The sequence below is a fragment of the Pseudomonas shiyinii genome, from assembly GCF_056725765.1.
Window position 1 is genome coordinate 2296827 of record NZ_CM161522.1, and the last position, 14034, is coordinate 2310860.

At 59.1% G+C, this 14034-nt stretch carries 10 protein-coding genes and 3 pseudogenes; 6 read left to right on the forward strand and 7 right to left on the reverse strand.

The features are described 5' to 3' along the window. Positions 1-28 precede the first annotated feature (28 nt). The 5 genes from ACXHGZ_RS10400 to tssA all read left to right on the forward strand — a co-directional run bounded on the left by ACXHGZ_RS10400 (position 29) and on the right by tssA (position 9084). Complete coding sequence (locus ACXHGZ_RS10400) at positions 29-3838, forward strand: type VI secretion protein IcmF/TssM N-terminal domain-containing protein (RefSeq protein WP_480463717.1); 3810 nt, start codon at positions 29-31, stop codon at positions 3836-3838. Next, positions 3835-4743, forward strand: a complete 909-nt coding sequence (gene tagF, locus ACXHGZ_RS10405) for a type VI secretion system-associated protein TagF (protein WP_480463718.1) — start codon at positions 3835-3837, stop codon at positions 4741-4743. Before ACXHGZ_RS10400 ends, tagF begins: the two co-directional genes overlap by 4 nt. Continuing rightward, complete coding sequence (gene tssM / locus ACXHGZ_RS10410; RefSeq protein ID WP_480463719.1) at positions 4740-7235, forward strand: type VI secretion system membrane subunit TssM; 2496 nt, start codon at positions 4740-4742, stop codon at positions 7233-7235. The genes tagF and tssM overlap by 4 nt, the downstream gene beginning before the upstream one ends. A gap of 143 nt (positions 7236-7378) precedes the next feature. Next, positions 7379-7897 carry an Hcp family type VI secretion system effector gene (locus ACXHGZ_RS10415; protein WP_224455772.1) on the forward strand — a complete coding sequence of 173 codons (519 nt, stop codon included), beginning with the start codon at positions 7379-7381 and terminating at the stop codon, positions 7895-7897. Positions 7898-7989: 92 nt separating this feature from the next. Then, positions 7990-9084: a type VI secretion system protein TssA gene (gene tssA, locus ACXHGZ_RS10420; protein WP_480463721.1), complete on the forward strand. Its 1095-nt coding sequence runs from the start codon at positions 7990-7992 to the stop codon at positions 9082-9084. 82 nt (positions 9085-9166) lie between these two features. Here tssA and ACXHGZ_RS10425 read toward each other — a convergent pair. Continuing rightward, positions 9167-9277 (reverse strand): annotated as a pseudogene (locus ACXHGZ_RS10425) (IS5/IS1182 family transposase); the annotation flags it as partial. An 86-nt stretch (positions 9278-9363) separates the two neighbouring features. Beyond that, on the reverse strand, positions 9364-10068 hold the full coding sequence (locus tag ACXHGZ_RS10430; RefSeq protein ID WP_480463723.1) for a hypothetical protein: 705 nt from the start codon (positions 10066-10068) through the stop codon (positions 9364-9366). A 117-nt stretch (positions 10069-10185) separates the two neighbouring features. Between ACXHGZ_RS10430 and ACXHGZ_RS10435 the strand changes: the two are divergent. Beyond that, a pseudogene (locus ACXHGZ_RS10435) lies at positions 10186-10569 on the forward strand (transposase); the annotation flags it as partial. A 75-nt stretch (positions 10570-10644) separates the two neighbouring features. On the opposite strand, the gene ACXHGZ_RS10440 reads toward ACXHGZ_RS10435, so the two are convergent. From ACXHGZ_RS10440 to ACXHGZ_RS10460, 5 genes and pseudogenes are all read right to left on the reverse strand, one after another. Then, positions 10645-11331 (reverse strand): hypothetical protein, encoded by a 687-nt coding sequence (locus ACXHGZ_RS10440; protein ID WP_480463724.1) that lies wholly within the window; start codon positions 11329-11331, stop codon positions 10645-10647. A gap of 96 nt (positions 11332-11427) precedes the next feature. Continuing rightward, positions 11428-11776, reverse strand: a pseudogene (locus ACXHGZ_RS10445) (hypothetical protein); the annotation flags it as partial. Between the two features lie 140 nt (positions 11777-11916). Further along, positions 11917-12378 (reverse strand): Imm26 family immunity protein, encoded by a 462-nt coding sequence (locus ACXHGZ_RS10450; RefSeq protein ID WP_480463726.1) that lies wholly within the window; start codon positions 12376-12378, stop codon positions 11917-11919. Positions 12379-12663: 285 nt separating this feature from the next. Further along, on the reverse strand, positions 12664-13113 hold the full coding sequence (locus tag ACXHGZ_RS10455; RefSeq protein ID WP_480463727.1) for a DUF6386 family protein: 450 nt from the start codon (positions 13111-13113) through the stop codon (positions 12664-12666). A gap of 321 nt (positions 13114-13434) precedes the next feature. Further along, on the reverse strand, positions 13435-14001 hold the full coding sequence (locus ACXHGZ_RS10460; protein WP_480463728.1) for a hypothetical protein: 567 nt from the start codon (positions 13999-14001) through the stop codon (positions 13435-13437). Positions 14002-14034: the final 33 nt, after the last annotated feature.

Sequence of the window (14034 nt, forward strand, 5' to 3'; positions counted from 1 at the left end):
CCCACCCAGGTAGCCGAGTCAGGAAGACATGAAAACACTATTGCGTCTGTTGAAGAGTTTCTGGATTCTCCTGCCACTGCTGTGGCTGGCGAGCCTGTTGATCTGCTGGTTGTTCGCGCCGCTGGTACCGTGGCTGCGCCACCATGTACCCGAAGCGCTGGCGATCATCAGCGCCTGTTTCCTGCTGGTGATCGTGCTGCGCCAGTACCAACGCATCCGTGCCGAGCACAACCTCGAGAACCTGCTGCACATCGAGGTCGACCGCTCCTGGAACGCCACCGGCGAGTTCCGTGACCAGCAGGTGCTGCGCGAACGCCTCAAGCACGCCATCGCCATGCTGCGCACCGACCGCTCCGCCGGTGGCGGCGGCAAGGCGGCGCTGTCCGACCTGCCCTGGTACCTGGTGATCGGTATGTCGGCGGCCGGCAAGACCTCGCTGCTGACCCACTCGGGCCTGTCGGCCAGCATCGCCACCGCCAACGACAGCGAAAGCGGCACCCAGCACTGCGACTGGTACTTCAGCCCGGACGCGGTGATGATCGACACCGCCGGCCGCTACCTGCGCGACGACCAGTCGGCCAGCGAGTTCTCGGCCTTCCTGCGCATGCTGCGCAAGCAACGGGGCAAGGCGGCGATCAACGGCCTGGTGCTGGTGGTCAGCCTGCCCGAACTGCTGGCCGCCAACAGCGACGAGCGCGACGCGCTGGCCGCGCAACTGGTGGCACGGGTGGAGGAATACGCCCAATGCCTGGATGCCAACCCGCCGGTCTACCTGATGTTGAGCAAGACCGACCAGCTGCCGGGCTTCAACCAGGCCTTCGAAGGCCTCGACCTGCAGGAACGCCAGCAGCCGCTGGGCATGACCTTCGGCCTGGCGGAAATCCGCAACAACGGCCTGCACGCGGTACTCCAAACCCGCCTCAACAACCTCCAGGGCCACATCCGCCGCCATGTCGATGCGCAGATGATCGCGCTCGGCGCCCAGGCCGACAGCACCCTGCTCAACTTCCCGCAGTACTTCGCCGAGCTGCGCGGTGTGCTCGAGCACTTCCTCGAGCATTTCACCCGTGGCCACCGCGGCAATGCCCCGCTGCTGCTGCGCGGCCTGTACTTCACCAGCGCCCTGCAGACCGACCAGCAACTGGGCCAGGTGTACGAAGACGCCATTGCCGAAGCATTCGCCCTGCAAGCCGCCTCTGAAGACGGCGCCCAGGCCACCGGCAAGCCCCAGGGCAACCGCAGCTACTTCATCACCGACACCTTCCGCCGGGTGATCTTCCCCGACCGTGACCTGACCCTGTACCAGTCGCGCCTGGGCCGCCAGGCCGCGTTCAGCCCGCTGCTGCTGGGCCTGGCGGCGACCGCTGGCGTGCTGTTCATCGCCTGGCAGGCGTTGTCGTTCGCCAACAACCGCCAATGGCTGGACGGCCTGCGCGCGGAGCTGGCCAAGATCGACCAGGCCGAAGACCGCCCACAGCTGCTGGCGGCCGGCGAAGGCCTGGAAGTGCTGCGCGAGCAGATGGCGACCGTGGAAACCCATCGCCAGCAAGGCGTACCGCTGCAACTGGGCGCAGGCCTGTACCAGGGCGAGGCGATCCATCAGGTGGCGCGTACCGCCTACCTGGCACAATTGCGCAGCCAGGCCCTGGAGCCGATCGCCCGTCAACTGCAGGTGCAGATGCGCGCCTTCAACACCTTCGCCGACGGCATCAACCAGGAACTGCAGTTCACCCCTGCCCCGGCGCCCAAGCGCAACAACGGCAAGCGCCTGGCACCGGCGGTGGCCGCCAAGGCCAAGGCGGCACTGGGCAAGACCCGCGTCGGCGCCTATGCCGCCAAGGTCAACCTGGCCACGGCCAGCGATGCCGCCGAGCTGTCCGCCACCACCGGGGGCCTGTCGCTCTCCGAGGAAATGCTCGGGCGCCTGGACGAACAGCAGGTGGCCTCGATCATCGACGCCTACAATACCCTCAAGCTGTACCTGCTGCTGACCGAGCCCAAGGCGCACCCGGACCCTGCGTTCATCGCCGCGAGCCTGCCCCAGGCCTGGGCCAGTGCCGCCGGTGAAGGCGCCGCGGCCGGCGAAGGCGTGATCGCGCAGAACGCCCCGCTGTACGTGCAACTGCTCGAGCAGGGCCAGGCTCCGTCGCTGCCACGCAACGAGCAACTGATCAGCCAGACCCGGCAGAACCTCAAGTCGTTCATGATCTCCAGCTCCCTTGTCGACCGTGAGTACCTGCGCCTGCAGCTCGAAGCCAGCCGCCAGTTCCCGGCCCTGAGCCTCAACGACCTGGTGCCGCAGCCCGGCCGCGCCCTGTTGTACGGCTCGGCCGGCGTCCCGGCCATCTATACCCGCCAGGGCTGGGACACCTTCGTCAAGCCCGAGCTGATCAAGCTGGTCTCGGGCAACCTGCGCAACGAGTCGGACTGGGTGCTGGACGGCGAGGGCGGTGATGCCATCGTGCAGAAGGCCAATTTCGTCCGCGAGTTCATGACCCGCTACAAGCGCGACTACACCCAGGCCTGGTACAAGATGGTCAGCAGCGTCGGTGTACGCCACTTCGCCGACCTGGCCTCGGCCACCCAGCAGCTCGGGCTGCTCAGCGACGTACAGAACTCGCCGGTGAAGAACCTGCTGGCGGCGGTCAACGACAACACCCAGTGGGACCTGCCGATCAAGCAGGAAATCCCGCGCGCCGGCACCGCCCGCGTGGACGGTTTCTGGAGCAAGGTCACCGGCCTGTTCGACGACAAGGACGCCCTGCCTACCGACGTCGCCCCTACCCTCCCGGCCATCGACGACGGCAGCCTGGCCAAGCGCTTCGAGCCGATCTCGCGCGTGTTCGCCGAGCACAACGCCGAAGGCGCCGACAGCACCATCATGGACCGTTACCTGGCCGCCCTGCGCAAGCTCAAGGTGCGCATGAACAACATCCAGCGCTCGCAGGATGTGGGCAAGAGCAGCAAGCAGCTGATCAGCGAAACCCTCGAAGGCCAGCCGAGCGAGGTGACCACCGTGCGCAACTACGTGGAAACCAGCGTCGACACCAGCCAGGATGGCCTGTCGCGCTCGTTGCAGAGCTTGTTCAGCCTGCCGATCCAGTACGCCTGGGAAACCCTGCGCGACCCGGCCGGCCAGCAGATCGCCAAGGCCTGGGCCCAGCAGATCGCCAAGCCCTGGGAACAGGTCATGGCGCACCGCTACCCCATCGCCACCGGCAGCCGCAACGAAGCCTCGGTCAAGGACCTGCAGCGCTTCGTCGACCCCGACAGCGGCCTGCTGCCGACCTTCAAGCGCAACGAGATCGGTAACCTCTCCGGTGGCGAAGGCCTGGGCCTGGGCGACGGCAAGGCGCCTTCGCTGGTCAACCCAGGCATGCTGCGCAGCATCGACAAGGCCAGCTCCGTGGGCCAGGTCATCGCCAGCCTGTCGGACCGCGACAACGGCTTCGAGATCATGCTCGAACCGTCGGGCAACTTCACCGACATCGTCTTCACCCTCGATGGCCAGGAGCAGCATTACCGCAACGGCCGCAGCAGCTGGAACCGCTTCGCCTGGCCGGGCAAGAGCAACGCGCCGGGCGCGCGCCTGGACGTGATCACCCTGAGCGGCGCACGCGTCACCGTGTTCGACTTCCCTGGGCGCTGGGGCCTGCTGCGCATGAACGAAAGCGCCCGGGTCGAAGACCTCGACGGTATCCAGCAGCGCTTCAGCTGGAACACCGCCAACGGCCGGGTCAGCCTGTTGGTGCGCAATTTCGGCGGCGTCAAGCTGACCGACCTGGGCGACGTCAAGGCGCTGAGCGCGCTGAACGACAGCGGCAGGGGCGCACAATGATCGGTTGCTTCGGCAAGCTCCCGTCGAGCGCGGACTTCGTCAGCCTGCATGGCGCGGCGGAGGAAGTCTGCGAGTTCGACGCCTGGCTGCAGGCTTCGCTGGCGGCCATGCGCCACCGCGAAGACTGGCAGGCGTTGTTCGACCCGCTGCCGATGTGCTTCTTCAGCTACCGTGCGCGCACCGGCAACTGGCTGCTGGGCGGCCTGCTCAGCTCGCGCGATGCCAGCGAGCGGCGCTACCCGTTCTTCATCTTCCAGCTGCTCAAGGGCCAGGAAGGCGAAGCGCTGCTCAACCCGTTCACCCTGGGCGAACTGTTCAGCGCGCAGATCAAGCCCTTGTTGCACCAGGCGGTGCAAGGCGCCGACCGCGCCGGCATCTTCGAGCGCATCAAGGCCCTACGCCCGCTACAGGCCCAGGACCTGGACCTGTTCCGCCGCGTGCATGCCAAGTTCCTGCATGACTTCAGTTTCAGCGACATCGCCCGCGCCTTGCATGGCTCCTGGCCTGGCTTCGACAGTGCCACGGCGCTGGCCCGGCTCGAGGCGACCCGCGGCACGTTGCACGGTGACTTCGAAGGCGGCATCGAGCTGCCCCTGCCCGCCGAGCGCGGCCTGAAGACCCCCACCGCCGACCTCTGGCTGACCTGGCTGACGCGCATGAGCGGGCGCCACGACGTGCCGGCAGTGAGCCTTTTGGCCGACGACTTCATGCACCCGCGGCTGTACTGCTTCCCGTCGCCCCATGCCACCAGTGCCTACCACCTGCTCACGGCCAGTGCGCAACCTCGCCTGCACCTGGAGCTGCTGGGCCCATTGGCCGGGGCGACGCGCCCATACGATTACGACCGACCTCTTGAACACGTCATCGACCGCTTCGTCGATGCGCTGGATGCGACGCCTGTATGAACAAGATCAAGTACTACTGCCTGCGCTACCAACCCTACCTGCTCGGGGTGGCGTTCTTCCTGGTGATCTTCCTGGTCTGGGCCGTCGGCCGTGGCCTGGGCTTCACCTCGTTGCACAGCCTGCTGGCAGGTATCGGCGTATTCCTGCTGTTGTCGGCAGGCTATGTACTGTTGATGTACCGGGGCGTCGGCCAGCACCGCAACCTCGAAGGGCTGCTGCGCGACGATGCCGACCAGGCCGTGCTCAATGCCCCGCCGGCCGACCGCGAGGAAATCAGCCTGCTGCGCGAGCGCCTGCTGCAGAGCCTGGAGCGCCTGCAGGGCAACAAGCCGCGCGGCACCTCGGCAAAGGACGCCCTGTATACCCTGCCCTGGTACCTGGTGATCGGCCAGCCGGCCGCCGGCAAGAGCACCATGATCCTGCAGTCGGGCCTGAACTTCCCCTACGCCGAACGCGAGGGCGCCCGGGTCGCGGGCCTGGGGGGCACGCGCAACTGCGACTGGTTCTTCAGCTCCGAGGCCGTGCTGCTCGACACCGCCGGCCGTTACATGAACAGCCCCGAAGAAGCGGGCAAGTGGCGCGGCTTCCTGCAACTGCTGCGTCAGCACCGCCAACGCCGCCCACTCAACGGGCTGATCGTCAGCGTCAGCATCGCCGATATCCTGCAGGGCTCGGCCGAAGACCGCGAGCGCGTGGCCAAGCGCCTGCGCGAACGCATCCAGGAAAGCTGTGCGCTGCTCGAGGTGCGCCTGCCGATCTACCTGGTGTTCACCAAGTGCGACCTGATTCCTGGCTTCATGCCGTTCTATCGCCAACTGGACGACGCCGCCCGCGGCGAAGTGATGGGCAAGACCTTCTCCCACAAAGGCTATGAGCAGGCCAACTGGGGCCAGCGCTTCGGCAAAGCCATGGACGAGCTGACCGATTACTGGCAGCAAGTGGCCACCCAGCAGCTGGTGCAGCAGGACATCCTGGTCACCCGGCAGAACAATGCCGCCTACCGCTTCCCGCTGGAGCTGGCCGCGCTCAAGCCGCGCCTGCAACAGTTCGTCGACAGCCTGCTGCGGGCCAACCCGTACCAGAATGCCGAGTTGCTGCGCGGGTTCTATTTCACCGCCGCGCTGGAGGCCGACGAAGCCCAATGGGGCAGCCACGGCCAGCATGTCGCCGAGCGCTTTGCCCTGGAGCATGGCCAGGGTAGCGCCGGCACCGCCAGCCAGCCGGCGCCGTTGTTCATCAACAGCCTGTTCCGCAAGGTGATCATCCCCGACCAGCACCTGGTGGCGTTGTACACCAGCAACCAACGCGAGCGCCGGCGCAAGGCCGCCTGGGTGGGCGCCGCCAGCCTGGCGGGCCTGGTGCTGTGCAGCCTGTGGGGCTGGTCGTACTTCAACAACCGCAGCACCCTGGCCACCCTCGCCGACGAGCTGGCCCAGGCCAAGGCCCAGGACCAGGCCGCCAGCGGCCAGTACACCGCCTGGCGCAGCCTCGACCGCCTGCGCTTCTGGACCGAGCACTACTACCAGCAGCACCGCCAGCACGGTGTACCGCTGCGCATGCGCCTGGGCCTGTACCAGGGCCACGCCGTGGAGCCGCTGGTACGCAGCCGCTACTTCGCTACCCTGCAGAACGTGATGCTCAAGCCCACGGCCGACAACCTCACCCGTACCCTGTACCTGCTGACCACGCTCAAGGTCTACCAGCGCAACACCAACACCTTGCAGCCGGTGACAGGCGTGGACAGCGTCGAGGCCGAAGCCCTGCCCCATGACAACCGCGCCCAGTCGATCGCCGAGTTCGGCAAGGCCGCCCTGGATACCTATGTGATGCTCTCGCCTGCCCAGCGGGAAAAAGCCGACCCGGCATTCCTCAAGGCACGCCTGCCGGACTACTGGTACCCGGCCATCGCCCGCCATACCGGCAAGAGCATGGCGGCCAGCGCCGGCGACACCCAAGGCAACCAGGACTACCTGTACGCCAGCCGCCAGATCACCTTCTACAGCGACCAGATCCGCGAGCCGGACGTACCGCGCATCCTCGACAACGCCTTCCTGATGTCGAGCTCGCGCAACTACATCAACAGCCTGCAGGCCCAGTCGCTACGCTCGATCGAGACCATCACCCTGGAGTCCGACACCTTGTTCGCCTTTGGCCGCGCCGACTTCCAGAGCCTGCGCAACGAAGGCCAGAACCAGCTGAGCGCCATCGCCAGCAAGCTGCTGAACACCCCCAACATCGGCAAGATCATCATCTCCGGCCATGCCGACCAGCTCGGCGATACCCAGGGCAACCTGCAGGTTTCGAAACAACGGGCACAGACCATCCGCACCTACCTGGTCGGCAAGGGCGTGCCAGCCGAGCTGGTGGATGCCCGCGGCGAAGGCAGCCGCAAGCCCCTGGTCAACTGCGACATGCAGCAACCGCGCGCGCAGTTGATCAAGTGCCTGGAGCCCAACCGTCGGGTAGAGATCGAAGTGCGCGGCCTGAACTGAGGCCACGCGGCAAGAACCGGCCACCCGGGCCTCACAGGAGGAAGCCTGGAGGGCGGCAAGCTACCCCTGCCGACACGTTCGCAGGGGTCAAAACCAAGGGACGCATGAGCGCCCCTTCACTGATGTAAATGGAGAGTTTCACAATGGCATTTGACGCGTATATCCAAATCGACGGCATCCCAGGCGAAGTGCTGGATGACAAACACAAGGACTGGATCGAAGTGCTGGGCTACGAGTACGGCGCCACCCAGGCCACCTCGGCGACCGCCAGCTCCTCGGGCGGTGCATCCTCCGAGCGTGTCGCCCTGAGCGACTTCAAGATCCGCAAGTATGTCGACAAGGCCTCGGCCAAGCTGTTCGAACACTGCTGCACCGGCAAGCACATTGCCAAGCTGAAGCTCAACGTCAACCGTGCCGGTGGTGACAAGGTGACCTACCTGACCATCGACATGGAAGAAGTCGTGGTGTCGTCGGTGCGTTTCGTCGCCGGTGGCAACCAGTCCGGTGAAGACAAAGCGGTCAGCGACCTGCCGATCGAAGAAATCAGCTTCAACTTCGCTCGCATCAAGACCACCTACACCCAGCAGAACCGTACCGACGGCCAGGCTGGCGGCAACATCGTCGGTGGCTGGGACCGCACCGCGAACAAAGTGTTCGCCTAAGCGTTCGCTTTGCCATGGGCCGCGCAAGCGGCCCATATCCGCAGCGTGCCGGCCTGGCCGGCGCGCTTCTCCTTCCCTGACCAGAGTGCCTTATGCCTGAAACCCTCAACGACCTTTCGCTGGCCGAGCTGGCCGCGCCGATCGACGGTGGCAGCGGCGAAGACTTGAGCTTCTCCGCCTTGTTCGACCAGATCAAGGAGGCGCGCCGGGCAGACCCTGACTACCTCACCCAGGGCGACTGGCAAACCGACCTGAAGACCGCCGACTGGGAAAAGGCCATTGCCCTCTCAGCCGAAGGGCTCGCCCACCAGAGCAAGGACCTGATGCTGGTGGCCTGGCTCAGCGAGGGCCTGGCCCAGCGTGAGCACTTCCTGGGCATCACCTTCGGCCTGGAACTAACCGAGCGCATCCTGGAAGGTTTCTGGGAAACCGCCTACCCGTCCCTCGAAGACGGCCTGGACGAGCGCGCCGCGCGGCTGTCCTGGCTGAAGACGACCCTCACCGACATCACCGGTGGCTTGCCCATTACCCAAGGGCAGAATTTTGGCGTGCTGCGCTATGACGAATCACGCCACGTAGAAAACCTCGCCTTGCAAAATGCCAAGGCCATGCAAACCGCACTGGACGAAGGCAAGATCAACGCTGAGATCTTCCAGCGCTCGGTCGCCCTTACCGACACCGAGCACCTGCGCAACAAAGCCCTGCAGATTGCCGAAAGCCTGCAGACCTGCAACCGCCTGCAAGCGACCATCGACCGCCTGTTCGGCCACGAAGCACCCAGCTTCGCCAGCCTCGCCGACATGCTGTCACGGGCCAGCCAGCTGGCCGAGAAACTGCTCAAGGACCGCGGCGTCGAGCTGCACCCCGCCGCCGTGGCCGCGCCTAAACCGAGCACCACGCCCGCCCCTGCCGCCGAACCAGGTGAACCGATGACGACACCCGCACAGGCCCCTGCCCCTGCGCAAATGCGCACCACACCACTGACCCGCGACGAAGCCTTCACCATGCTTGCGGGCATTGCCCAGTTCTTCAAGCAGAGCGAACCCCAGAGCCCGGTGCCCTACCTGATCGAACGCGCTATCAAATGGGGCAATATGCCGCTGGAAGGCTGGCTGAGCGATGTGATCAAGGACAGTAATGTGGTGGACAATATTCGGGATGTGTTGGGGACGCGTGAGCAGCGGTGAGTGGGTTGAGCGTGTGTAAAGGCCCTCTACTGCGAGTGCTGGGGGGCAAGCTTTAGTGAAAGTCGCCCCAGCAACCGACATGAACGCCGGTGTAGCCCGCATCGGTGCATACGATGTTTTCATTGCCATGCAACAATTGAGCGACTTCCGTCACGTCGGCCACACTCGCGGTAGTGCCATGGGCATGATGCACCTTATTGACGAAACAAACCTCTCCCGCCAAGCATAGTAAAAGAATAAAATACTATCAGTGCGCCACAAGGTTAGTTGCTGGCAGCCTTATCGCTTGTGCTTTATCGCGAAGAACCTTCCGAGCCAAGACGCTGCGCGCTTTTCACGTATCCCCTCGATATTCATGAACGTATAGTGACATCCTTCAAGTGTTTCCTGCCGCCTCAGCGCTCGCAGAGAGGCAATACTATGGCGACTGTAAAAAACCATATAGATCGATATGGAAATCGCCAAAAAAATCAGGCCGATATACAGTGAACCGTATTCACGAAACATTGAATAAGAAAGGCTGCCTACTGCCGCACTCAAGCCAACCAACCAAGGACTATGCGAAGGCACCTCAGGCAACACTTCAACACGTGTTCCCACAACGTTTAAAACACGAAGATCGCTTGGCCAGTGACACACAACAGCATAAGCAAGGCCAACCATAACAAATGGCACACAACTCAGCGCAACCGCGGCAAGCGGCTCTAGCTTAAAAAGCTTAGCGCTGACAGCCAGTGTCAATACAAACGCCAACATGGGCGCCAGAAATATATTGGTAAACAACCGGAACCTTGCGTATGTGGTGAAACGTTCGGTTCGATATGCGCACACCGCACACCAACGAATAAACGCCAGCACCGTGACTATCGCCGGCACCCCAAATACCTTTGGCATGATGCCAGCCGCAAAAACGGCAAACATTGGAAAAAAAAACCCTGCTGCAAAGATTTTTACGTAAAATCGTTCAAGCTCGACCACGAACATACTTCATTCCCAATCAAAAGGTCGCCAATAGCGATTCTCGCCCCGTTATATCATCGCTCATGACGAGCTGGACCGTGATACCTGCAACCCATCCTACACTAAGTGAGATGATGATCTTTGCATTTCATCCTCTCCAGTGGTCAAGCCAGCGATGTTTCCCATGTTCAATCCTTGCTGGACGGTATTCGATTCCCAACGAACGAAGTAGGCCCCATAAGCGATACCGCAAGCTGATAGCGGACAAAGGCTATGACGCAGAATCGCTGCGGCAGTACTGCGACTGGCATCGCATGCAGCCCGTGACTCCCGACCGGACCATGAAGTGCAAACCGAAACTTGGATTGCCGCGGCTGTTCGACAAACCCAAGTACTGGGAACGCAACGTATCGAGCGACCATTCGGCCGGCTGAAGGAGTGTACTCGCTTGGCGACCTGTTACTTCAAGCTCGCTATGTCGCCATGGCCACGTTGGCCTGCTGGCGACGTTGCCTACGACAATAATGTTCGCACAGCGCCTAGACTCGCAGATCCACGACATGCATTATCGCTACCCACCCACTCGTATAAAACTGAAAATTATATTTGATAATATTCGTTTGAGTCGCTCCCCTCCAAAAAAATTGACATCCAAGAGTCCATCAAACCCCATAAATCGATTACCTTCGTTGGAGCTTCTGGCTTTTCATGCCACCATATAAAAGCCTCTCCTTTGAACGAGCCTTCACCCAAAGCTAAATAATCACCTGTTCCGCTAGAAAAGACCCCTAACATATCAGGAAGCGTCGTATAATTTTCATCACACAGATCCTTGATAGGAACAAAATCTTCCAGTCTCGACGGCCCCATGGTACAGCCAATATAAAAGCCAAAACCATCGTGCAGCACCGAATAAAACCGCTTAAAACCCTCAGGGAGTCCGGAATATTTTTCAAGAGCTATCTCCCCAGCGCCTAGCGGAGCCCCTCCCATGTAAAAATATATATCACCATCCTTGCCATATACATACATCAAGCATGGTCTTTCCCCGACTACCAAAACAGTCCCAAATACACATTTGTCAAGCCATGCGCTTACCCAAGGCAACTGTTCAACAAAATCGACCCACGCTGCAGGAATGTGTGTTTTCTCGCTATCTCGAAAACCAAATCCAAGCCACTCCTTGGGAAATTCAACCTCTATAGGGACATCAGCGGATGAAAAATATACCTCATACCCTTTTAGTTCATTTATAACTCGCAGTTTTAAAGCTTCAGGCCAGCTCACCCTCATGTTCACCTCGACAATTTAAGAGCAACTTAAGCTTACCAGATTTATCTATCATGGCAGGGTGGTCATACTCATAGTCAATCCTGCCGGCGAGTCAGTTTCCTTGAGTACGCGGGCGAACTCGTCGTACTTGAAGGCGAGCTTGTTGCCATGCTCGTTCAGCTCGATGGCATAGCGCTCGGCAATAGCGCCACAACTCGCAACCACGCGATGGTCGGCCTTCTACTGCATTTCGAGCTCGCACCCGATCACGCAGGTCACCCAGCTGGTGCGGGCGCTCAGGTCGTAGCGGAAATGGTAGTGTTCGCCATCGCTGGTCCAATGCTCCACCACGCGCGGCTTATCGCCAATGGTTTCCCTGCGGTAGGCCCAGAGCGTTGCTGTGGGTCACCATCAGGCCTTCGGCGTAGCTGAAGCGCCGCACCGAATCGCCGTTGCGGTTGTCACTTCGCTCCTTTGGCCTTGGTCTGTACCGGCATTAGATAAAATTGTTTGGCATTGGCCCAGCCAAAAATACCGGGCCAGATGAAAGTTGTACGTTGTTAAAGAACAACCTCTGGATCAGGACAAGCTAGAGTAGCTCTAAATATTAAAGTACCCCTTTATTTCTCCATCCCCCACCGGAGAATAATCAGGATATTTATCCTTATCTCCAACTAGATCAGTCTCATTGTCAAAAATATCAACAAGCTTAATATTGTTCGCCACGCCATAAACAAACTTTATAGATTCCTCGCTTGGAGGTTCGTAATCTATCTGATGCGCCACAATCCTCCAGTCCCCTTCCAGCTTACGATCAAAGAGCGAATACGAATCTAAAATTACGGGATCACCTAATCGACTAAACGATAAGGATTTCACGTCAGGAAAAGTCAAAATTTTGTCAAAAATTTCAGCGACATGCCCCAAGCTATTTTGCGTCATGATACGCCCGACCCCGTATTTTTGATCGCTCAAAGCGAAGCAAAAAATATCGCCACTCTTAATACTTCTTAAGCTGGTCCTATTTCTTTTATCCCAATCATAAGTTTTAAGTTTATTCATCCGCAACCACCTTTGAAGCAGTTTCCGAACGCTTGACGAACTGGCGCTCGAGTAGTGACGGTCAGCGTGCCTTCGAGCGTACAGGTTAAATGCAGGTGGTGGCTGAGGGCGTTCTCGATGACGGGACCACGGTACAGTACCATATTCATTCTCCTGTATAAGTGCGTCTATTGGGTCAGCGTAGAATCAACGTTTAGGTCAAGGTTGACGTTTGCAATCGGCCCGTTAGCACCTTTCCGTTCAAAAGCTATTCTCTTAACAAAATAAAGACCTTACAAAAACTATTTAAAAAGAAATCCTTACCGAATCGACAAAAGAATTATTTGAGACATCGGCCTTCGAAAAAGCTAAACAGATGGCGCCGTCATCGACCTTGTAACTCATGTAATAACTACCTACTTCTAAAGTAATGAACTGCCCTTGCATTGCATCCGAACCATCAGGCTCTAGCCCTCCACCAGAGGTATCCTCTCCAGCACCTACAAAAACCCTACCAGAAGGAACCTTTAGGTGCACCCCACCACTTGGACCAATTAAAGAGTCGACGATTTTTATTTGATACCTTCCATCGCCCCCTAGATTCAGAAAGGCGATATTGCCCCGATTCATTTCTAATACTTCATCGCTTTGGATACTCCACCAATCAAATGTATCACTCAGTCGATGTTGCATTGCCTGCAAATCAAACACTGCTAGTGTAGCTGTATCTGTAACCACAGAAAATTCGATATCCATGCTCCACTCTCGTCCAGAACAATGCTCTAGTATTTCGATGCTACTGTCAGTGACTAAATTATTTCGGTCGTCTAAAAAGCCTGTCAGATGATCTAAAGCGCGCATCAAAATGAAGTGACTGAAGCAACGTTGACAGCCACTTCGAAAACTCATTAGTTAAAGAGACTTTTTACGGCAAGCCCATAGTTCTCCGGGCATGGTAACAAACAACAGGCCTGGGCACGCAGGAAGTGTAAAATTAGTGACCATTGAGCCGACCGGATGAGGCCGCTCTAAAAATGAAGCGAATAAAATAAGCATCTTCACTTCTGCTTCGACGGTTCAGCGTCCTTCCAGTTCAAAATCAAGATAGTCTATAGAAGCCCTATCACTAATTTCGGGTAAAGCTTGGACGCGGACGAGTTCAAGACCGTATCCAAGTTCTGAAGGCTGTTCTCGAAGTGCAGCATAACCTCTGATAGTCAAACTGTACACACCAGGCTCAATATCAATATAATCATTGCTCAGCAATCGAGAATCATACTGAGCCTTATAATCTAAGAAAAAATCCGCATCCCAATTCAATAGAGCATTGAGATCCGAAACAATCAATACATCTGAGATTATTGCAAGAGGGAAGCCTGGATATACAAAAATAGGGTCAGGCAAATTAGCAAGCCCATCATCTTGAGTCATCAAGAATACCGAGTACTCACGCTCCGATATTTGATATATAGGACAAACCACACCTTGATTAATTGCCTTCCGACCAAGTAATTCATCCTCCAAAAAAGCCTCAAAAATATTTGTTTCTCTTATCCGTTCATCGTTTATAAATCCCGACAACCGCACAGGGTCAAATAACACTATGCCTGGCGCATACAGCTCAATCAATGCACTACGTTTCATTAACCACATCCTCCTGCAGAATTGTATTAGCCC

Excerpts from the sequence above, each read along its gene's own strand:
- ACXHGZ_RS10400 (WP_480463717.1), top strand. The coding sequence starts at position 29 with ATGAAAACACTATTGCGTCTGTTGAAGAGTTTCTGGATTCTCCTGCCA.
- tagF (WP_480463718.1), top strand. The coding sequence starts at position 3,835 with ATGATCGGTTGCTTCGGCAAGCTCCCGTCGAGCGCGGACTTCGTCAGC.
- tssM (WP_480463719.1), top strand. The coding sequence starts at position 4,740 with ATGAACAAGATCAAGTACTACTGCCTGCGCTACCAACCCTACCTGCTC.
- ACXHGZ_RS10415 (WP_224455772.1), top strand. The coding sequence starts at position 7,379 with ATGGCATTTGACGCGTATATCCAAATCGACGGCATCCCAGGCGAAGTG.
- tssA (WP_480463721.1), top strand. The coding sequence starts at position 7,990 with ATGCCTGAAACCCTCAACGACCTTTCGCTGGCCGAGCTGGCCGCGCCG.
- ACXHGZ_RS10430 (WP_480463723.1), bottom strand. The coding sequence starts at position 10,068 with ATGTTCGTGGTCGAGCTTGAACGATTTTACGTAAAAATCTTTGCAGCA.
- ACXHGZ_RS10450 (WP_480463726.1), bottom strand. The coding sequence starts at position 12,378 with ATGAATAAACTTAAAACTTATGATTGGGATAAAAGAAATAGGACCAGC.
- ACXHGZ_RS10455 (WP_480463727.1), bottom strand. The coding sequence starts at position 13,113 with ATGGATATCGAATTTTCTGTGGTTACAGATACAGCTACACTAGCAGTG.
- ACXHGZ_RS10460 (WP_480463728.1), bottom strand. The coding sequence starts at position 14,001 with ATGAAACGTAGTGCATTGATTGAGCTGTATGCGCCAGGCATAGTGTTA.